We start from the raw sequence: 19,916 nt of genomic DNA on the forward strand, positions 1-19,916 counted from the left end.
GAACCCAGATGGCGGAGCTCACGATCCGGCCGGAGGAGATCCGGGACGCGCTGGAGAACTTTGTCCAGTCGTACAAGCCGGACGCGGCCTCGCGCGAGGAGGTCGGTACGGTCACCCTTGCCGGCGACGGCATCGCGAAGGTCGAGGGCCTGCCCTCGGCCATGGCCAACGAACTGCTGAAGTTCGAGGACGGCACCCTCGGCCTCGCCCTCAACCTCGAGGAGCGCGAGATCGGTGCCATCGTCCTCGGTGAGTTCAGCGGCATCGAGGAGGGTCAGCAGGTCACGCGTACCGGCGAGGTCCTGTCCGTCGCCGTCGGCGAGGGCTACCTCGGCCGCGTCGTCGACCCGCTCGGCAACCCGATCGACGGCCTCGGCGAGATCGAGACCACCGGCCGCCGCGCCCTCGAGCTGCAGGCCCCCACGGTCATGCAGCGCAAGTCGGTGCACGAGCCGATGGAGACCGGCTACAAGGCCGTCGACGCGATGACCCCGATCGGCCGTGGCCAGCGTCAGCTGATCATCGGCGACCGCCAGACCGGCAAGACCGCCCTGGCCGTCGACACGATCATCAACCAGCGCGACAACTGGCGCTCGGGCGACCCGAAGAAGCAGGTCCGCTGCGTCTACGTCGCCATCGGCCAGAAGGGCTCCACCATCGCGTCCGTGCGCGGCGCGCTGGAGGAGGCCGGCGCCCTCGAGTACACGACGATCGTCGCGGCCCCGGCGTCCGACCCGGCCGGCTTCAAGTACCTCGCCCCCTACACCGGCTCGGCCATCGGCCAGCAGTGGATGTACGAGGGCAAGCACGTCCTGATCATCTTCGACGACCTGTCGAAGCAGGCCGACGCCTACCGCGCCGTGTCCCTCCTGCTGCGCCGTCCGCCGGGCCGTGAGGCCTACCCGGGCGACGTCTTCTACCTGCACTCCCGTCTGCTGGAGCGCTGCGCGAAGCTGTCGGACGACATGGGCGCCGGCTCGATGACCGGTCTGCCGATCGTCGAGACCAAGGCGAACGACGTGTCGGCGTTCATCCCGACCAACGTCATCTCCATCACCGACGGCCAGTGCTTCCTGGAGTCCGACCTGTTCAACGCCGGTCAGCGTCCGGCCCTGAACGTCGGTATCTCGGTCTCCCGTGTCGGTGGCTCCGCCCAGCACAAGGCCATGAAGCAGGTCTCCGGCCGTCTCCGCGTGGACCTCGCCCAGTTCCGTGAGCTGGAGGCGTTCGCCGCCTTCGGTTCCGACCTGGACGCCGCGTCCAAGGCCCAGCTGGGCCGTGGTCAGCGCATGGTCGAGCTGCTGAAGCAGGCGCAGTACCAGCCGATGGCCACCGAGGACCAGGTCGTCTCCGTCTGGGCCGGCACCACCGGCAAGATGGACGACGTGCCGGTCGAGGACATCCGCCGCTTCGAGCGCGAGATGCTCGACTACCTGCACCGCAAGGAGCAGGGCCTCATGACCTCCATCAAGGAGGGCGGCAAGATGTCGGACGACACCCTGCAGGCCGTGGCCGAGGCGATCGCGGAGTTCAAGAAGCAGTTCGAGACCTCGGACGGCAAGCTGCTCGGCGAAGACACGTCCGCCGCTGCCGCCAAGTGACGACGGAAGGGACCTGACTCATGGGAGCGCAGCTCCGGGTCTACAAGCGTCGCATCCGGTCCGTCACCGCGACCAAGAAGATCACCAAGGCGATGGAGATGATCGCCGCCTCGCGCATCGTCAAGGCGCAGCGCAAGGTGGCGGCCTCCGCGCCGTACGCGACCGAGCTCACCCGCGCGGTCACGGCGGTGGCGACCGGGTCGAACACCAACCACCCGCTGACGACCGAGGCCGAGACGCCGACGCGTGCCGCGGTCCTGCTCGTCACGAGCGACCGTGGTCTGGCCGGCGGCTACAACTCCAACGCCATCAAGGCGGCGGAGCAGCTCACCGGGCGGCTGCGCGGCGAGGGCAAGGAGGTCGACACCTACATCGTCGGCCGCAAGGGTGTCGCCTACTACGGGTTCCGTGAGCGTCCGGTCACGGACTCGTGGACCGGCTTCACCGACGAGCCCTCGTACGCGGACGCCAAGAAGGTCGCGGCCCCGCTGATCGAGGCGATCCAGCAGGAGACGGCCGACGGCGGCGTGGACGAGCTCCACATCGTCTTCACCGAGTTCGTCTCGATGCTGACGCAGACGCCGGTGGACAACCGCCTGCTGCCGCTCAGCCTCGAGAACCTCGAGGAGGGCAAGGAGGAGCTCGCTGCCAAGCACGAGATCCTCCCGCTCTTCGAGTTCGAGCCGTCGGCGGAGGACGTCCTCGACGCCCTGCTGCCGCGGTACGTCGAGAGCCGCATCTACAACGCGCTGCTGCAGTCGGCCGCCTCCAAGCACGCCGCCACGCGGCGCGCGATGAAGTCGGCCACCGACAACGCGGGTGAGCTCATCAACACGCTCTCCCGACTTGCCAACGCGGCCCGCCAGGCCGAAATCACCCAGGAAATCAGCGAGATCGTCGGTGGCGCAGGAGCCCTGGCCGACGCGACCGCGGGGAGTGACAAGTAATGACGACCACTGTTGAGACGGCCACGGCTACGGGCCGCGTCGCCCGGGTCATCGGCCCGGTCGTCGACGTGGAGTTCCCCGTCGACGCGATGCCGGAGATCTACAACGCGCTGCACGTCGAGGTCGCCGACCCGGCCAACGCCGGCGAGAAGAAGACCCTGACGCTCGAGGTCGCGCAGCACCTCGGTGACGGCCTGGTCCGCACGATCTCGATGCAGCCCACCGACGGTCTGGTCCGCCAGGCCTCGGTCGTGGACACCGGCACGGGCATCAGCGTCCCGGTCGGCGACTTCACCAAGGGCAAGGTGTTCAACACCATCGGTGAGGTGCTGAACGTCGACGAGACCTACGACGGCGAGCGCTGGTCCATCCACCGCAAGGCGCCGGCCTTCGACCAGCTCGAGTCCAAGACCGAGATGTTCGAGACGGGCGTCAAGGTCATCGACCTGCTCACCCCGTACGTCAAGGGTGGAAAGATCGGTCTGTTCGGTGGTGCCGGTGTCGGCAAGACCGTGCTGATCCAGGAGATGATCTACCGCGTCGCCAACAACCACGACGGTGTGTCGGTGTTCGCGGGCGTCGGTGAGCGCACCCGTGAGGGCAACGACCTCATCGAGGAGATGTCGGACTCCGGCGTCATCGACAAGACCGCGCTGGTCTTCGGTCAGATGGACGAGCCCCCGGGCACCCGTCTGCGCGTGGCCCTTGCCGGTCTGACCATGGCGGAGTACTTCCGCGATGTGCAGAAGCAGGACGTGCTGTTCTTCATCGACAACATCTTCCGCTTCACGCAGGCCGGTTCCGAGGTGTCGACCCTGCTCGGCCGTATGCCCTCCGCGGTGGGCTACCAGCCGAACCTGGCCGACGAGATGGGTCTCCTCCAGGAGCGCATCACCTCGACCCGTGGTCACTCGATCACCTCGATGCAGGCGATCTACGTCCCCGCGGACGACCTGACCGACCCGGCCCCGGCCACCACCTTCGCCACCTCGACGCGACGACGGTTCTCTCCCGTCCGATCTCGGAGAAGGGCATCTACCCGGCCGTGGACCCGCTGGACTCCACGTCCCGCATCCTGGACCCCCGCTACATCGCGCAGGACCACTACGACGCCGCCATGCGCGTCAAGACGATCCTGCAGAAGTACAAGGACCTCCAGGACATCATCGCGATCCTCGGTATCGACGAGCTGGGCGAGGAGGACAAGCTCGTTGTCCACCGTGCCCGTCGCGTGGAGCGCTTCCTGTCCCAGAACACGCACGTCGCCAAGCAGTTCACCGGCGTCGACGGTTCGGACGTGTCGCTCGACGAGTCGATCACCGCGTTCAACGCGATCTGCGACGGCGAGTTCGACCACTTCCCGGAGCAGGCGTTCTTCATGTGCGGTGGTATCGAGGACCTCAAGAAGAACGCGAAGGAGCTCGGCGTCTCCTGAGTCCGCTCACTCGAGAGTCCGCTCACTCGAGCGAGTCGTAGGACTCGGCAGAGTGGTGTGACTCGACAGAGTCGTGTGACTGGCGAGGGGGACGGGCAGCGTCCCGTCCCCCTCGCCACGCCCACAGCTACACCCTCCGGGGGCCAACCCCCGGACCCCCGGCCGAGAGGCTGGGGCGGGCCCCGACGTCTCGACGGCCGGAGCCCTACGCTGCATAGCCCGGGGGCCAACCCCCGGACCCCCGGCCGAGAGGCTGGGGCGGGCCCCGACGTCTTGACGGCCGGAGCCCTACTAGACTTATGACCCAACACCCGGCAGAACCGCCGGGTGGTGACCCGAGGAGCCACCCTTGGCTGCTGAGCTGCACGTCGAGCTGGTCGCTGCCGACCGCCAGGTCTGGTCCGGCGAGGCCACCCTGGTCGTCGCGCGCACCACGTCCGGCGACATCGGCGTCATGCCCGGTCACCAGCCGCTGCTCGGTGTGCTGGAGTCGGGCCCGGTGACGATCCGTACGAGCGACGGCGGGACCGTCGTGGCGGCGGTGCACGGCGGATTCATCTCGTTCGCGGACAACAAGCTGTCGCTGCTGGCCGAGATCGCCGAGCTCTCCGACGAGATCGACGTCCAGCGCGCGGAGCGGGCGCTCGAGCGTGCGCAGACGGAGGCGAACGCCTCCGCCGAGCGGCGCGCGGAGGTCCGACTTCGTGCGGCGGCGGCGCGCTGAGCAGGCGCGCGGAGTTACGTGACTCAGCCGCGGCCGGGACCGGAGAGCTACTCCGGACCGGGCCGCGGCTGAGGCAATGCGGGTGCAATCTGGTTGAGCCGTTACTGATGGGGCGAGGAGGTCGGTGCTGATGATCCTCGCTCTGGTTGTGTGCGGTCTCGTGATCGTGGCGCTGGTGTTGGTGGGGCTCTTTGCCTTCGGGCTGCGCCGACGGCTCATCCAGCGCTCCGGTGGCACCTTCGACTGCAGCCTGCGCTGGAACACCCCGGAAACGGGCGCCCCGGGCGGCGCCGACACCGTCCCCGGCTCCGCCGGCGGGACCCCCACCGGCAAGGGCTGGGGATACGGCATCGCCCGGTATAACGGCGACCGCGTCGAGTGGTTCCGGATCTTCTCGTACGCTCCCCGCCCGCGCCGTATCCTCGAGCGCTCGGCGATCGAGGTGGTCGGCCGCCGCGCCCCTGAGGGCGAGGAGGAGCTCGCGCTGCTCTCCGACGCGATCGTCCTGGCCTGTACGCACCGCGGCACGCGGCTCGAGCTGGCGATGAGCGAGGACGCACTCACCGGTTTCCTGGCGTGGCTGGAGGCGGCGCCACCGGGCCAGAGAGTGAACGTGGCCTGACCACGGGAACGAATCACGTGAAGAAGCCGGGGAGACAGGGGGCGTTCCTGTCTCCCCGGCTTCGTCTGTGTGGGCGGTCCGCCGAGCTGTGTGACTACTTCAGGCCGTTGTTGATGGCGGCCACCAGCTCGCCATTGGCGGTGTCGCCGCTGAACTCCCAGAAGAACGCGCCGCCCAGGCCCTGGTCCTTCGCCCAGCCCATCTTGGAGCGGATGGTGGTCGGGGTGTCGTAGCTCCACCAGTCCGTGCCGCAGTGCGCGTAGGCCGTGCCGCCGACCCTGCCGGTCGCCGGGCAGATGGTCTTGAGGACCTTGTAGTCCTCGAAGCCGGCCTCGTAGGTGCCCGCGGCGGGACCGGTCGCCGTGCCGCCCGGCTCCGACTGCGTGACGCCCGTCCAGCCGCGGCCGTAGAAGCCGATACCGAGCAGCAGCTTGGAGGCCGGGACGCCTTGGGCTTTCAACTTGGCGATGGCTGCGGCCGAGTTGAAGCCCTCGGCGGGGATGCCCGGGTACGACGTGAGCGGGGAGTGCGGGGCCGTCGGGCCGTTGGCCGCCCAGGCGCCGAAGAAGTCGTACGTCATCACATTGTACCAGTTGACGTACCGTGAGGCGGCCCCGTAGTCGACGGCGTCGATCTTGCCGCCGTCCGAGGCGTCCGCGGTGATGGCAGACGTGACGAGGTACTTCGAGCCGAACTTTGCACGCAGCGCGGACATCACGTTCCCGTACCCTGCCGCGCCACTGGTGTCGCAGGTCAGGCCGCAGGCGTTCGGGTACTCCCAGTCGATGTCGATGCCGTCGAAGACATCGGCCCAGCGCGGGTCCTCGACGAGGTCGTAACAGGAGTCGGCGAACGCGGCCGGGTCCTTGGCTGCCTCGGTGAAGCCGCCGGACCAGGACCAGCCGCCGAAGGACCAGAGCACCTTGATGTTCGGGTACTTGGCCTTGAGCTTGCGGAGCTGGTTGAAGTTGCCGCGGAGCGGCTGGTCCTCGGAGTCCGCGACGCCGTCCACGGACTGCTCGGCGGAGTAGGGCTTCTCGTAGTCGGCCCAGGAGTCGCCGATGGCGCACTTGCCGTCCACGACGTTGCCGAACGCGTAGTTGATGTGCGTGATCTTGCCGGCGGAGCCGGAGGTGACCAGGTTCTTCACGTGGTAGTCGCGGCCGTAGACGCCCCACTCGATGAAGTAGCCAAGCTTGACCTTGGCGGCGGGGCCTGCGATCGCGGCGGTGTCCTGGGCCTTCGTGTCGTTGGCGGCCGCGGTGGGGCTCGCCAGTCCTGCCAGGGCGGCGAGCGGGAGCAGCAGGGTTGCGAACCCTGCCGCGGCTCTGTGCTTGAAGCGCATTCAGCGCCTCCTCGGGGTGCGGTCCGGTCGTAAGGGGAGGGTGAAACCAGGCCTGCGACGCCCGTGAGCGCGCGTGATCGACGGCGCGCACGGTCAGGGACACGTGCGGACCGAGGACTTGTCGGAAATGACACGCTCACCGCAGTGCGGCGAGAATAGAAAGGTCTGGACCATTGGTCAAGGGGTCTGGACCAATTGCGGCGCCTTTCCCCGGCAGCCCGGGGGCGCGGACTAGAGGCCCAATTCCTGTGCCAGCATGGCCGCCTGCACCCTGCTGCGCAGCTCCAGCTTCCCCAGCAACCGGCTGACATGGGTCTTCGCGGTCGCCTCGGCCATCTCCAGGCGTACCGCGATCTCGGCGTTCGAGAGCCCTTCGCCGAGGCAGGACAGCACCTCGCGCTCGCGGCGCGTGAGGGTTTCCAGGACGGACGGGTCCGAGCCCGGCGCGGATGCGGTCTTCGCGGCGAACTCGGCGATGAGCCGCCGGGTGACGGCCGGGGCGATCAGGCCCTCGCCGCGGGCGACCGTACGGACGGCTTCCAGCAGGTCCTTCGCCTCGGCGCTCTTGAGCAGAAAACCGGACGCTCCGGCGCGCAGAGCGCCGAAGACGAACTCGTCGAGGTCGAAGGTCGTCAGCACGAGTACGTCCGCGAGCTGTTCGGCGACCACCTGACGGGTCGCCGAAACACCGTCGAGCCGGGGCATCTGGACATCCATCAGTACAACGTCCGGGCGGAGTTCACGGGCCAGCGCGACCGCCTGCTCGCCGTCCGCGGCCTCGCCCGACACCTCGATGTCGGGGGCGCTGCGCAGGATCAGCACCAGCCCGGCCCGTACGGCGGCCTGGTCGTCGGCGACGAGCACGCGGATCATTCGGTCCCTCCCTGCGGGCCTTGGGCGATCGGCAGTGTGGCGCGTACGGACCAGACCTTGCCATCGGGCGACTCCTCGGGCCCGGCTTCGAAGGTGCCGCCCAGTAAGGCGGTCCGCTCCCGCATGCCGACGAGCCCGGCCCCGGAACCGGGTGCGCGAGGTGCGCCGCCGTCGCCGTCGTACGGGCTGGTCACCCCGCACCGTGAGCGATTCGTCGAGCTGGGTGAGCGTCACGACGACCCGGCCGGGCGACGCGTGCTTGAGGGCGTTGGTCAGGGACTCCTGGACAATCCGGTACGCGGCGAGCTCCACCGGGGCCGGGAGCTTTCCGTGCGCGGCGTCGAGCGTGACGTCGAGGCCGTTGGTGCGCGTGCCCTCCACCAGCGCGCCGAGACCGTCGAGGGTGGGGGCCGCGGCCGGGGCCCTCTCGCCGCTGTCGTCCCGCAGGATGCCGATCAGCCGCCGCATCTCGGCCAGTCCCTCGACGCTGTTCTCGCGGATGACGGAGAGGGCGTCCTTGGAGGTGCCCGGGTCGTCGAGCGAGAGCGCGGCCGTGGAGTGGATGGCGATCGCGGACAGGTGGTTGGCCACCATGTCGTGCAACTCCCGGGCCATCCGGGCGCGTTCGGCGGTGACGGCCTGGGTGCGGTCCATCTCGGCGAGCAGGGCGGTCTGCTCGGCCCGCAGGCGTTCGGCGGCGGCCGTGTCGCGGTGGTTGCGTACGATCCAGCCGGTGGCGGCGGGCATCAGCGCCACCAGGCCCACGACCACGCCGACCAGCAGAGCCTCCGGTTCGCGCCAGAGGGCCAGGGGCACCACCGTGCCGGCCACCGTCAGCAGTCCGGTGATCCACGGGATGCGCCGGGCGTAGGCCGGAGGCCCGTACAGCACCGCCGCGTACATGAGATCCGTGAACATCAGGACCGTGGCCAGGCTGCCCCGGGTGAGGTAATCGGCGATCACCGCGGCCGTACCGATCAGCAGACCCGTACGAGGCATGGTCCGGCGCAGCAACTCGCAGCCCGCCATCACCACGAGCGGAACCAGCAGCACCCGGCTGTCGGACCACAGGACGATCGGGTCGTCGGCTGCCCGGAGACCGAGCCCGACGCCGTACAGCAGGAGCCCGCCGAGCAGCCCCCCGACCGCGATCCGCACGTCGTGGCGGTGGGGGTGGGGGAGTCGTATGGCCATGACTCCATCCAACACGGCGTACGCGCACGTCGCCTGATCCTCGGGAACGGTTCGGGACTACATCGAAGGAAGCAGTGCGACTTCGTCATCGGCGACGACGAGGCGGGCCCGGACGGACGGAAGTCTGGAGGGGTGACCGAGAGGAGCGCGTCGTGATCGTCGGACTGATCATCGCCTGTGAAATCGGATTCTGGGTGCTGCTGGCAGCGGATCTGGCCACCCGCTATCTGCTACAGATGCCGCGTACCGGCCTCGCGCTGCTCCTCTGCGAGCCGCTCCTGGAAGTCGTCCTCCTGGTCGCCACGGCCATCGACCTGAAGAACGGGGCCGAACCGAGCTGGGAGCACGGTCTGGCCGCGCTCTACATCGGCTACACCGTCGGCCACGGCCACCGGACGGTGAAGTGGCTCGACGGCCACGCCGCGCACCGCTTCGGCGGCGCACCGCCCCCGGCCCGTCCGCCGCGCTACGGCATGGCCCGCGCCCGCCATGAGGGCAGGATCTGGCTCGGCACGCTCGCCGCCGCCGTCGTCGCGACCGCGCTGCTGCAGATCGCAATCTGGTACGTCGACGACGCGGACCGTACGAGCACGCTGCAGAGCTGGATGTTCACCGCCTGGCGGGTGGCCGTCATCCACGGCATGATCGCGCTCACGTACGCGATCTGGCCGAAGAAGGCCCCGGCCGGGGCGGCACCGGAGAAGGAGGCCTCAGCGCTCCCCGCCCGGCACCCACAGCACGTCTCCGACGTCCTTGTTGGCCGTCCGGGCGAGGATGAACAGCAGGTCCGATAGCCGGTTCAGGTAGGTCGCCGTGAGCGGGTTCATCGTCTCTCCGTGCACCTCCAGTGCCGCCCAGGTGGAGCGCTCGGCCCGCCGGACCACCGTGCACGCCTGGTGGAGCAGGGCCGCGCCCGGCGTACCGCCCGGGAGGATGAAGCTGCGGAGCTTCTCGAGCTGCTCGTTGAAGCGGTCGCAGTCCGCCTCCAGACGGTCCACGTAGAACTGCTCGACCCGCAGCGGCGGGAACTTGGGCTCCGCGACCACCGGGGTTGACAGGTCCGCGCCCACGTCAAACAGGTCGTTCTGCACGCGGACGAGGACCTTGACGATCTCCTCGTCGATACCGCCCATCGCGATCGCCGTGCCGATGACGGCGTTCGCCTCGTTGGCGTCCGCGTACGCCGCGATCCGCAGGTCCGTCTTGGCGGTGCGGCTCATGTCGCCGAGGGCCGTCGTGCCCTTGTCGCCGGTCCTTGTGTAGATGCGTGTCAGATTGACCATGGGGCTAGCCTAAGAACTCCTCACGCAATGACGCGAGCCGCCTCCAGCAGATGAGTGCGCATCCGAGGCTGAGGAGGGCTTCGTGGTGTCGTCGCAGATCTCCCAGCGGATCCACAGTCGCCTCGATGCCGGGCGGTCACAAGACAGTCCAGCCGGTGTCGGCCGCCCATCGCTCGGCAGCAGCCATCAAGACGTCGGTGGCGGGAGCCTTGATCTGTCCGTAGTCCATCAAGCCCGGCACACTCACCGCCAGCCGCTGCTTGAACGCGCCCCATGCACGGCGAGCAGGTTCATCAGCGCGGAGATAGTCGCGGAACAGCAGTGCATAACGAGCGTTGGGGCCGGTGCTCTCCCGAAGGTGGACATTGCACGAACGGGCGCCGATCGGCGGCGCGAAGACGAGCTTGCGACAGTGGATTCCACCTGAGGCTTCGGAGCGATTCCACGGCTCGGGCCGACACCGGAAGCCGATCGCGGCGAAGAGCGCAACGTCACGCGCCTCGTCGATCGACCGCATCCGGACCTGCACGTCGATGCAGTCCTTGGCCGGCAGACCCAGCACCGAGGTCGAACCCACATGATCGATCGCAACCGGCAAGTCGCCCAGCGCCTCATGCAGCCGCTCGGCCAACCGCTCAAACTCCATCGGCCACTCCGGCTGGTAGTCGACCACTGCAACTTGAATGCACTCATCGGGAAACGGCATGTCGCCGCACGCTACCGTCCAGCCAATTCCGTGAGCCCTCGAAAACGCCATCTTCGGTCGTTGTTGCGGCGACATATCCGGTAGGTCCTGACACCTGCAAACTTCGCAACCACTACTCACGGTGAGAACACAGCGAGGGACCCAACCGGCGCCGTGCTGGGCAAGTTGCGAGAAGGCCAACTCGCCTGCGCCCGCTGCGCGATCCAAGTACAGCTGATGAAGGTGCAGACGAGGTCTGATGGAGCGATGGGAGGAAGAACCGTGCCAATTTCTCCCTCCCGCAATCGTCATGTGGTGAGGTTCCTGCTGGTTGACCGAGTGTCTTCCTCAGAGTGCTGCTTCGGGACGCCTCGCCCCCGCATGCGGTCCATCTCGCGCCATTCCGGCCGCAGTCCAGTCAGGTTCGTGGTGAGGAAGTACGTGGCCCCGCCAGCCAGCAGCACTGGCACCAGCCCGACGGAGGCCACCGCTGCCCCGGCGATCAGCCCTCCCAGGGGGATACCGGACCAGGCCAGCGAATCGCCGAGCGCGTTGACCCGGCCCAGCATCGGGCGCGGCACTCGCTCGAAGAGGACGGCCCCGATGATCGGGTTGAGGAAGCCTGCACCGAGCCCGCTGACGACGAACACGGCCAGCACAACGCCCATCGGCGCATCGGAGGCGAGGATCAGGAACCTTGGCGCCCCGGCGAACAAGAACCCGGTGAAGAACACCGCCCGGCGCCGCAGCCGGTGCGCGACCGCCGCTGCCAGCAGGCTCCCGCCGATCGCAGCGGCTCCCATCATGCTGCCCATCAGGCCTATCGCTGCCGGCCCGTTGCCGGACTCCTTGGCCCAGACAGGAATGAGCACCGTGGTGAAAGCCGCATCCAGCAGGTTGGAGATCCCGACCATGACGATGATGGCGAGGAGCAACGGGTCGCTGCGCAGGAAGGCGAAGCCCTCGCCGAACCGTCGCCAGTAGCCCGGCTCCCGCGCCCCGTCCGGCGATGAGGCTTGCGCAGGTGCGTGTCCCATGTCCCGAGGCAGCGCCCATGCGATGATCACCGATCCGGCCGCAAAGCAGACGGCGTTGACGACCAGCCCCGTCAGGGGGCTGAGCAGCGCCACCAAGGAGCCGCCGGCCACCGGACCGACGGTGGAAGCGAGCTGCTCGATCACGCCGGACAGACCCGTGGCCCGCTCTAGCGGAACCCGGCTGCGGTCGGCCGCCTCCGGCACCATCACCTCCTTGGCGAGGTCGCCGGGGCCGCGGGCCGCGCCGATGAGCGCGACAAGGACCAGCAGCAGGGGAAGCGGGAGCAGGTCCAGGCCGTGGAGCAGGGGAACGACAGCGGCGGCGGTCGCGCTGGCCAGGTCGGTGGTCCAGGAGACGATGCGCGGGCCTATTCGGTCCACCAGCGGCCCGGTGAGCGCCTTGACCACAACATACGGAGTCATCTCGCAGAAGGCGACCAGCCCGGTCTGGGTGGCGCTGCCCGTCGTGACGAGCACGAACCAGGGCAGCGCGATGCCCGAGATCCGAGTGCCGGTCAGCGACACCGCCATCGCCGCGAGCACCCCGCCCAGCGGCCGTAAGGTACGCACGCTGGATATGCCGTCGGTACCCGGGACGCTCTCCGTCACGGCTTCTCCGTCCCCGTCGCCTTCTCAGCACTGGAAGAGACCGCCGATGAGGCGGACGCATCCGACTCGGGCAGAAGGTAGGTGATCACAGAGAACCGCTCGGCGCCCTCAGGAGCCTGCGCCGCTGCTTCCGGCGTGTCCTGCCGATAGCGGGTGATCACTCCCCGCAACTCCTCATACAGTGCGGAAGCCTCCTCGGGGGTGAGCCGCAAGGCCCAGTCGCTCATGTCGAAGGTGTCCCGCCACTCGCGGGGCATCGTCTGAAGCTCGTTGAGCGCCTGCTGAGTGCGCAAGGTGTAGGCGGCGGCGACGGACTGCAGGTAGGCCAGTGCAGCCTCAGGCTCCCGCTCAGCCAGATCGCGGTCGTTGAACCATGTTGTCCGATGCACCGAACGCCACCAGCGCTCTCGCGCATTGCCGCGTTCCGTGTCCTCCTCGACGAAACCCGCAGCTCCGAGCTGACGCAGGTGGTAACTGGCCGTGCCGGAATTGACGCCCAGCCGCTCCGCAAGCCGGGTAGCCGTCGACGGGCCGTGCTTCCGCAGCAGTCCAACCAACTGCACCCGCACCGGATGCGCTAGGGCACGCAGCCCCTTGGCATCCAGAACGACCGTGTTCGGATCAGGGTTCGTGCCCTGCGGGATCTCACTCGGTTGAGTCATACCGGGCACCGTAGACCGCAAACAGTTCTTCGCAAAGAGTTCTTCGCGAAGAAATCTTTGTGGTTGACTGCAGATGCTCGACGGCAGATCCACGCGGATCTTCGCCGGCAAGAAGTCCGGCAAGAGCGCCGAGCGCGAGGAACTGTGGAAGGCCCTCGATTACCTCCGTGAAGGTGACACCCTGGTCGTCCCGTCACTGCACCGGCTTGGCCGCTTCATCCAGGGCCTCATCTCCATCGTGTCCGGCGTGCGCAAGCGCGGCATCGGCTTCACCTCGCTGCTCGAGGCACTCGACATCACCCCCCCGGGCGGGCGCCTCGTCTTCCACGTCTTCGCCGCCCTCGCGGAGTTCATCCGCGAACTCATCGACCAACGCACCAACGAGGGCCTGGACGCCGCCCACGCCTCGCCCGCGACCTGCTCACTCGCCCGGAGGAACTGTCGCCTCGATCGCGAAGCTCCTCGGCGTCTCCCGCAGCACCATCTACAAGAACATGCCCGAACTGAAGGGTGGCCGCATCGCGCTCGCCGAGGTAGTGCGCGCGCCCGGATTGCCCCGCCCTATGCCGTCGGCAGAGTGATCAGCGGCTCCCCGCCGATTTCCGTCCCGATACCCCCCGGGCCGCAAGTCGCAGCGTGACCTTTCATTCGACTGCTCGTTTGATACGCAGACAGGCGTTCAGGGTCTCTGCTGGGCTCGGGGCGCGTCCGTCATGTGAGACGTCAGTCGCTCCCCGGCCGATCTGGCTGGTGGCTGCACTTCCGACGAGGTGCAGCCTCAAGGCTGACCAGCTCCAGTCATCAGTCAAAGGGGGTGCCTTGATGACTACGTTCGATGTAAGCGAGCCCACCCACCCCGCCGTGCTTCCTCAGCGGCGGGCTCTGGAATCCGCGCCAGCAGACAACCCTGGGAGCAGGGGTGAAACGGGACGCGGACTCCGTCGGCGATCGACCGACGGCACTGGCATCGGACATGAGCGAGGGGAGACTCCCGGCGGCAGCACCCGGAGCCGGGAGCGTCACCCCGAGGCGCTGGGCGCCCAAGAGGAGCCCAGCGCCGAGGGAGCAGTCGCCGCCCGTGAGGGCGGTACCGCCGTTCGTACGCCCACGGCGGGGGCAGCCTGTGTGTCCGTGCTGGACCGCCGCGGCAGACCACTCATGCCGACGCACCCGGCACGGGCCCGGAAGCTCCTGGACCAGGGGCGCGCGGTCGTTGCCAACCACACCCCCTTCGCCATTCGGCTCAAGGATCGGCTCCTGGAGCAGTCCGAGGTGGTCGGCGTCGCGGTGAGGATCGATCCCGGGAGCAAGGGAACCGGCATCGCGATCACCGTGGATCAGGATGCGGTCGTCCCATCGACAGCACCCTTCCGCGTGCGCCGCGGCCTGTTCGCGGCTGAACTGGTGCATCGGGGGAGCCACATCAGTAAGCGGATGCAACAGCGGGCGGCATACCGGCGCCGTCGCCGCAGCTCGAATCTGCGGTACAGGGCCCCGCGCTTTGACAATCGCACGAGGGAGCCCGGTTGGCTTCCGCCCTCCATTCAGCATCGCGTCGACAGTACGGTTTCCATCGTGCGGCGACTTGGACGGTTTTTTCCGGTGAGCGAGGCTCACGTGGAGAGGGTGGCATTCGACACGCACGCCCTGTCAGCGGGGCGCCCACTGGAAGGGGCCGAATATCAGCAGGGAACCCTGTACGGCTATGAGATTCGGGAGTACCTACTTGCCAAGTGGGGCCGCGCCTGCGCCTACTGCGGTGCGGCCGGTGTCCCCTTGCAGGTCGAGCACATCCTGCCTCGCGCGCGAGGCGGGAGCGATCGTGTCTCCAACCTCACTCTGGCATGCGGTCCATGCAACCAGGCCAAGGGAGTCATGCCTCCTGCCGAGTTCCTTACCGATCACCCTGACCGGCTCACGAAAGTCGAAGCACAGGCTAAAGCGTCGCTCAGAGACGCCGCTGCGATGAACGCCACTCGCCATCAACTGTGTCTGGCGCTGTCCGAACTCAATATGCCCGTGCACGCGTGGTCGGGAGGGCGGACGAAATACAACAGAACTCGCATGGGTCTGGCCAAGACGCACACCCTGGACGCCCTGTGCGTCGGCGAGCTGCCTGAAGCAGCAATCGTGGTCCGGCACCCGGAAGCCGTGCTCGTCGTCACGGCCATGGGAAGAGGTGTTTATGCACGTACCACGCCTGACAAGTTCGGCTTCCCGCGGCTACTCCGCGCCCGTGAAAAGCAACACTATGGCTATTCCACGGGGGATCTGGTCTCCGCGTCGCTGCCCTCGGGCAGGTACCAGGGGAAGCACGTGGGCCGTGTGGCCGTACGGGCCACCGGCCGTTTCAACATCCGCACAGCCGCAGGGCTGGTCCAAGGAATCCACCACCGCCATCTCCGGCTCCTGCAGCGAGCGGACGGTTACGGCTACGGTCGGCGCCCGGAAAGCGCCTAGGGAGCGCCGCATCCGACGATGTGATGTCCAGCATGCGGGACGTGACGCGCATCTCTAACCGCCCAATGAACACCGGGCGGACGCTAGTCTCCGCCGCAGAGCCGAACGTAAGCAGTGTGTAAGCCGTTCAGGGGAGTCGTCACAGTGGCACGGAAGCTTGCCGTCATCGGGGCCGGACTCATGGGGTCCGGTATCGCCCAGGTCTCAGCCCAGGCGGGTTGGGACGTCGTTCTGCGCGATGTGACCGACGAGGCGTTGACCCGTGGCACGGACGGCATCAAGGCCTCGTACGACAAGTTCGTCGCCAAGGGCAGGCTGACCGCCGAGGACGCCGAGGCCGCGCTTGCCCGCATCACCACGACCACCGATCTGGACGCGGCCGCGGATGCCGACATCGTCGTCGAGGCCGTCTTCGAGAAGCTCGAGGTCAAGCACGAGATCTTCCGCACCCTCGACAAGCTCGTGGGTGAGCGCGCGGTGCTGGCCTCGAACACCTCGGCCATCCCGATCACCAAGATCGCGGCGGTCACCGAGCGCCCGGAGCGCGTCGTCGGCACGCACTTCTTCTCGCCGGTGCCGATGATGCAGCTCTGCGAGCTCGTCCGCGGCTACAAGACCAGCGACGAAACCCTCGCCACCGCACGGGAGTTCGCCGAGTCGGTCGGCAAGACCTGCATTGTCGTCAACCGCGACGTCGCCGGCTTCGTCACCACCCGCCTCATCTCGGCGCTCGTCGTCGAGGCGGCCAAGCTGTACGAATCGGGCGTCGCGACCGCGGAGGACATCGACCTCGCCTGCAAGTTGGGCTTCGGCCACGCCATGGGACCGCTCGCGACTGCCGACCTGACGGGCGTCGACATCCTGCTGCACGCCACGAGCAACATCTACACCGAGTCCCAGGACGAGAAGTTCGCTCCGCCGGAGCTGATGCGCCGGATGGTTGACGCCGGTGACATCGGCCGCAAGAGCGGGCAGGGCTTCTACAGGTACTGACGGAGCACGCGTACGGGCTGACGTTCCCTCACGTCCGGGGTCGCCCCATCGAGTGAATTCGGTATCGGTTCGCTTACAAGCAGCAACGCTTCTGCCCGAACGGCAGTCAGTTGCAGTGACGAGTGACAAACGCAGACAACATCACCTACTCAGGATTCCCGGGGAGCACTTATGCACATCAGGGGCGACCACGCCGAGCTGGTCGTCGGGGGCCGCCTCGACGTCCGCAGCGCGGCGGACGCCCGCACGGTCCTGCACACGGCAGTCGACGACGGCGTCGGCGATCTGGTGCTGGACCTGTCAGAGCTGGATTCCTGGGATGCCACCGGGCTCGGGGTCATCATGGGCGTGCACCGGCGGGCCGGGCGCTGCGGGCGCCGGCTCGTGCTCCGCGGTGTGCCGCCCCAGATGCAGCGGCTGCTCGTGGCCACCCGGCTGCACCGCATCCTCGCCATCGAGGGCGGCATCGGGGTCGAGTCCCTGCCCCGCGTCTGACGGGGGCCATGGGGGCAGGGCGGCCCGTGATGCCCCAGTTCACCGGGTGACACCAACAGCGCGAACGTGACATGCAGCGACATGCACGCCGCGCACAATCCTCACGAGACTGTGACGTCTCGGACGGCGCAGTACCCCGGCTGTTCGTACATACTGTGCGAAGGTCTAGGGTGCGGTCGCCCGTTCTGAACCACGGATCCCACCGACGGGCACCGGACCAGAAGCGACAGCGCAGTGTGCACAAGGCCGGGAGGGGCTCGGCACACGACGCTTTTGGGGGGCTTGACCATGGACCCGACGAACAACCAAGGACCCGACGAGGATCACGGGCAGGACGGCCGCACCGGCGAAGGTGCCGCGCCGAAGCGCCCGCCGCGCGATCCGCTGACGCCCGACTTCGGGCAGCACGCACCCGCGCTCGCCCGCACCGTGCAGCTCGTCTCGGGCGACTTCCTGCTCACCGTCAATCCCGTCGACGGCAGCGAGATCGAACCCTGCCCGCCGGGAGAACGGCCGCCGCGGCCCGTGAAGTTCACGGCCGCCGAGCGCGCCGAGGTGCGCCGCGCGAGCCTGCCGCCGGAGCCGCCCGGGCCCGCGCTGCCCAGACTGCCGCTGCTCGAGCGCCAGGAGGAGCGCGAGCGGCTCACCGGGCTCCTTGAGCGCGGCCGGTCCGTGCGGCTGACCGGACCCGCAGGATCGGGGCGTACGGCCCTGCTGGAGGCCGTCGCCGAGGACTGCGCGGACCTCGCCCCGGACGGTGTCGTCCGGCTCTCCGGCTACGGACGCACGGCGGGCGACCTGCTGCACGACCTGTTCGCGGCCGTCTACAGCGCGCCGCTCCACCGGCCCGAGCAGGCCCAACTCCTCGAACATGTCCGGGAGATCGGCGCGGTCGTCGTCCTGGACGACCTGGAATTCGGCGGCAGCGCGCTCGACGAGTTGCTCGACGCGACCCCTGAGTGCGCCTTCCTCATCTCGGCCACACCCGATGTCGCCTCACCCTCGGCGCACTCGCATCTCGAAGAGGTGTTCCTCGGCGGACTGAGCCGCAGCGGTGGCCTGCAACTGCTGGAGCGCGCGGTCGGCCGGGTCCTCACCGAGGACGAGGCGAACTGGGCCGGCGACCTGTGGTTCGAGTCCGAGGGCCTGCCGCTGCGCTTCGTCCAGGCCGGGGCCCTGCTGCGCCAGCGCGACGTGTTGCGCGCCGACCCGAACGCCTTCGACGCGTTCGGCTACTACGCCGACGCGCCGGTCGACGCGCCCTTCGACGCCGAGGACGGACACGACGTACCGCTGCCCTCGCTCGCCGAAGGCGCCGCGCCCGCCGCGCTGCTCGCGTCCCGGCTGAGCAAGTCGGCCCGCGGCACACTGCGGTTCGCCGTCGCGCTCGGCGGCGAAGTGCCGCACCAGGCGCATCTGCCCGCACTGGTGGGCGACACCCACGCCGACGCGGCCCTCACCGAGCTGGTGGAGTGCGCCCTCGTCACCCCGGTCGGTTCCCGCTACCGGCTGGCGGCCGGTGTGCTCGCTCAGCTGGAGGGCGCCGGATACACCGCCGACGCCGACGACCGTGTCCTCACCGCCGCCCGGCACTACGCATGGTGGGCCGGCCACCCCTCGGTCACCCCGGAGCGGGTCTGCGCCGAGGCTGACGCCGTACTGGCGGCACTGAGCCTGCTCGTGCCCCTCACGACGGCCACCGACCCGGACGCCGAGGAGCAGAGCGAGGCCGTGCAGCTCGCCCGCGCCGCCGCGCCCGCGTTCGCCGCCGGGCTCGACTGGAGCGCCTGGGAGCGGGCGCTGCGGTCCGGCTCCGAGGCGGCCAGGATCGCCGGAGAGGTCGGCGAACAGGCCTATTTCCACCACGAGTTGGGGATTCTCGCGCTCTGCGGCGGCCGACTGGACCGTGCCCGCGCCGAGCTGGAGGCCTCCATAGGGCTGCGCGGGGCGCTCGCCGACAAGCGCGGCACGGTCGCGGGCCGCAGGGCCCTGGCGCTGGTCGCCGACCGCTCGGGCGCCACGCCGCCCGGCGGACGCACGGCGGCGGGCGAAGAGGTGCCCGACGCGCGGTACGAGGAGTCCGCGTCGCCGCCCGGCGGTGTGCCGGCCGCGTACTCGTTCGCCGAACCGGCGGCAGAGACCGCGCTGGTCACGCATCGCGACTCCGCCCGTCCCGGCGCCGGAGCCGAGCCCGCCGGTGCCCGGCGCACCCTTCTCAGCGGCGCCCGGCGCAACCTGGTGGCGGCGGGCGCGGGGGCTCTCCTCGTCGCCGTGCTCGGCACCGTGGTGACGCTCGGCGCCACGTCGGGCAACGAAGAGCTGCCCTCCGAGAAGGTCGGCGTGAACCCGTCGGTGAGCGAGGGTTCGGATGGCGGCGGCATCGGCGCCGACGAGGCGGAGGAAGGGGACGACGGCGGCGACACCGACTCGACGAAGCGTCCTGTCGACCCGGGCGAGGACGGCATCGTCGGCACGGAGGACGATCCGACGCCGACCTCGAGCGGGCAGCCGTCCGACGACCCGACGGGCTCCAAGGACCCGGACGAGCCGAGCAAGTCCCCGTCGAAGTCGCCCTCGAAGACGCCGTCCGAGACGCCGGACGATCCGACGCCTCCGGATGACGACACGACGCCGCCCGACGATCCGACGACCCCGGACGACCCCACGACGCCCCCGGACGAGCCGACGCCCACGGAGGAGCCCTCCACCCCGGACACCTCGGACTCCGCCAGTGGCCCGGCCCCGAGCAGCCCGGTGGAGAGCAGTCCCGAGGAGAGCAGCTCGGAGAGCAGCCCGGTGGTCAGCAGCGAGCCGGCGTCGCCGCCCGAGAGCGAGTCGGGGACGAGCAGCGCATCGTCGGTCATCTGAGGCGCGTACGGCGGCGAACACCGTCGTACGGACCACGCACAACGACGTAGGCAGGTGTACGGCAAGGGGGCCGGGTCCGTTCG

At 69.0% G+C, this 19,916-nt stretch carries 15 protein-coding genes and 3 pseudogenes; 11 read left to right on the forward strand and 7 right to left on the reverse strand.

Going from position 1 to position 19,916, the window contains the following annotated elements; translation table 11 throughout:
• Positions 1 to 8: 8 nt before the first annotated feature.
• The 5 genes and pseudogenes from atpA to ACSMXV_RS28540 all read left to right on the forward strand — a co-directional run bounded on the left by atpA (position 9) and on the right by ACSMXV_RS28540 (position 5,329).
• On the forward strand, positions 9 to 1,601 hold the full coding sequence (gene atpA, locus ACSMXV_RS28520) for a F0F1 ATP synthase subunit alpha (protein ID WP_181655525.1): 1,593 nt from the start codon (positions 9 to 11) through the stop codon (positions 1,599 to 1,601).
• Positions 1,602 to 1,621: 20 nt separating this feature from the next.
• Positions 1,622 to 2,548, forward strand: coding sequence for a F0F1 ATP synthase subunit gamma (locus ACSMXV_RS28525; protein ID WP_181655526.1), 927 nt, complete (start codon positions 1,622 to 1,624; stop codon positions 2,546 to 2,548).
• Positions 2,548 to 3,983, forward strand: a pseudogene (gene atpD / locus ACSMXV_RS28530) (F0F1 ATP synthase subunit beta). Before ACSMXV_RS28525 ends, atpD begins: the two are co-directional and overlap by 1 nt.
• Positions 3,984 to 4,332: 349 nt before the next feature.
• The gene (locus ACSMXV_RS28535) at positions 4,333 to 4,707 is read left to right on the forward strand and encodes a F0F1 ATP synthase subunit epsilon (RefSeq protein WP_181655528.1); all 375 of its coding nucleotides are present in this window, start codon (positions 4,333 to 4,335) and stop codon (positions 4,705 to 4,707) included.
• A 130-nt stretch (positions 4,708 to 4,837) separates the two neighbouring features.
• Positions 4,838 to 5,329: a DUF2550 domain-containing protein gene (locus tag ACSMXV_RS28540; protein WP_181655529.1), complete on the forward strand. Its 492-nt coding sequence runs from the start codon at positions 4,838 to 4,840 to the stop codon at positions 5,327 to 5,329.
• Positions 5,330 to 5,423: 94 nt separating this feature from the next.
• Here the strand turns inward: ACSMXV_RS28540 and ACSMXV_RS28545 are convergent.
• The 3 genes and pseudogenes from ACSMXV_RS28545 to ACSMXV_RS28555 form a co-directional block, all read right to left on the reverse strand.
• A pseudogene (locus tag ACSMXV_RS28545) lies at positions 5,424 to 6,569 on the reverse strand (glycoside hydrolase family 18 protein); the annotation flags it as partial.
• 336 nt (positions 6,570 to 6,905) lie between these two features.
• Complete coding sequence (locus ACSMXV_RS28550) at positions 6,906 to 7,547, reverse strand: response regulator (protein WP_473174058.1); 642 nt, start codon at positions 7,545 to 7,547, stop codon at positions 6,906 to 6,908.
• A pseudogene (locus ACSMXV_RS28555) lies at positions 7,544 to 8,741 on the reverse strand (sensor histidine kinase). Before ACSMXV_RS28555 ends, ACSMXV_RS28550 begins: the two are co-directional and overlap by 4 nt.
• A gap of 152 nt (positions 8,742 to 8,893) precedes the next feature.
• Between ACSMXV_RS28555 and ACSMXV_RS28560 the strand changes: the two are divergent.
• A complete protein-coding gene (locus ACSMXV_RS28560) occupies positions 8,894 to 9,535 on the forward strand; it encodes a hypothetical protein (protein WP_473174059.1) in 642 nt (213 codons plus the stop codon).
• On the opposite strand, the gene ACSMXV_RS28565 is transcribed toward ACSMXV_RS28560, so the two are convergent.
• From ACSMXV_RS28565 to ACSMXV_RS28580, 4 genes are all read right to left on the reverse strand, one after another.
• The gene (locus ACSMXV_RS28565) at positions 9,452 to 10,024 is read right to left on the reverse strand and encodes a cob(I)yrinic acid a,c-diamide adenosyltransferase (RefSeq protein ID WP_473174060.1); all 573 of its coding nucleotides are present in this window, start codon (positions 10,022 to 10,024) and stop codon (positions 9,452 to 9,454) included. The genes ACSMXV_RS28560 and ACSMXV_RS28565 overlap by 84 nt on opposite strands.
• A 136-nt stretch (positions 10,025 to 10,160) precedes the next feature.
• Positions 10,161 to 10,730: a GrpB family protein gene (locus ACSMXV_RS28570; protein WP_473174061.1), complete on the reverse strand. Its 570-nt coding sequence runs from the start codon at positions 10,728 to 10,730 to the stop codon at positions 10,161 to 10,163.
• Between the two features lie 287 nt (positions 10,731 to 11,017).
• Positions 11,018 to 12,355, reverse strand: a complete 1,338-nt coding sequence (locus tag ACSMXV_RS28575; RefSeq protein WP_473174062.1) for an MFS transporter — start codon at positions 12,353 to 12,355, stop codon at positions 11,018 to 11,020.
• Positions 12,352 to 13,017, reverse strand: a complete 666-nt coding sequence (locus ACSMXV_RS28580; RefSeq protein WP_473174063.1) for a helix-turn-helix domain-containing protein — start codon at positions 13,015 to 13,017, stop codon at positions 12,352 to 12,354. Before ACSMXV_RS28580 ends, ACSMXV_RS28575 begins: the two co-directional genes overlap by 4 nt.
• A gap of 73 nt (positions 13,018 to 13,090) precedes the next feature.
• Between ACSMXV_RS28580 and ACSMXV_RS28585 the strand changes: the two genes are divergently transcribed.
• From ACSMXV_RS28585 to ACSMXV_RS28605, 5 genes are all read left to right on the forward strand, one after another.
• Complete coding sequence (locus ACSMXV_RS28585; RefSeq protein ID WP_473174064.1) at positions 13,091 to 13,657, forward strand: recombinase family protein; 567 nt, start codon at positions 13,091 to 13,093, stop codon at positions 13,655 to 13,657.
• Between the two features lie 485 nt (positions 13,658 to 14,142).
• Positions 14,143 to 15,477, forward strand: a complete 1,335-nt coding sequence (gene iscB / locus ACSMXV_RS28590) for an RNA-guided endonuclease IscB (protein WP_473174065.1) — start codon at positions 14,143 to 14,145, stop codon at positions 15,475 to 15,477.
• Between the two features lie 144 nt (positions 15,478 to 15,621).
• On the forward strand, positions 15,622 to 16,470 hold the full coding sequence (locus tag ACSMXV_RS28595; RefSeq protein ID WP_473174066.1) for a 3-hydroxyacyl-CoA dehydrogenase family protein: 849 nt from the start codon (positions 15,622 to 15,624) through the stop codon (positions 16,468 to 16,470).
• A 171-nt stretch (positions 16,471 to 16,641) separates the two neighbouring features.
• A complete protein-coding gene (locus tag ACSMXV_RS28600; RefSeq protein WP_181655533.1) occupies positions 16,642 to 16,965 on the forward strand; it encodes an STAS domain-containing protein in 324 nt (107 codons plus the stop codon).
• Between the two features lie 288 nt (positions 16,966 to 17,253).
• Complete coding sequence (locus ACSMXV_RS28605; RefSeq protein WP_473174067.1) at positions 17,254 to 19,833, forward strand: ATP-binding protein; 2,580 nt, start codon at positions 17,254 to 17,256, stop codon at positions 19,831 to 19,833.
• The last annotated feature ends 83 nt before the right edge of the window (positions 19,834 to 19,916 follow it).

Source organism: Streptomyces sp. DSM 42067 (assembly GCF_055792885.1).

Coding starts and splice junctions, on each gene's coding strand:
- atpA (WP_181655525.1), top strand. CDS start 9: ATGGCGGAGCTCACGATCCGGCCGGAGGAGATCCGGGACGCGCTGGAG.
- ACSMXV_RS28525 (WP_181655526.1), top strand. CDS start 1,622: ATGGGAGCGCAGCTCCGGGTCTACAAGCGTCGCATCCGGTCCGTCACC.
- ACSMXV_RS28540 (WP_181655529.1), top strand. CDS start 4,838: ATGATCCTCGCTCTGGTTGTGTGCGGTCTCGTGATCGTGGCGCTGGTG.
- ACSMXV_RS28550 (WP_473174058.1), bottom strand. CDS start 7,547: ATGATCCGCGTGCTCGTCGCCGACGACCAGGCCGCCGTACGGGCCGGG.
- ACSMXV_RS28565 (WP_473174060.1), bottom strand. CDS start 10,024: ATGGTCAATCTGACACGCATCTACACAAGGACCGGCGACAAGGGCACG.
- ACSMXV_RS28570 (WP_473174061.1), bottom strand. CDS start 10,730: ATGCCGTTTCCCGATGAGTGCATTCAAGTTGCAGTGGTCGACTACCAG.
- ACSMXV_RS28580 (WP_473174063.1), bottom strand. CDS start 13,017: ATGACTCAACCGAGTGAGATCCCGCAGGGCACGAACCCTGATCCGAAC.
- ACSMXV_RS28585 (WP_473174064.1), top strand. CDS start 13,091: ATGCTCGACGGCAGATCCACGCGGATCTTCGCCGGCAAGAAGTCCGGC.
- ACSMXV_RS28600 (WP_181655533.1), top strand. CDS start 16,642: ATGCACATCAGGGGCGACCACGCCGAGCTGGTCGTCGGGGGCCGCCTC.
- ACSMXV_RS28605 (WP_473174067.1), top strand. CDS start 17,254: ATGGACCCGACGAACAACCAAGGACCCGACGAGGATCACGGGCAGGAC.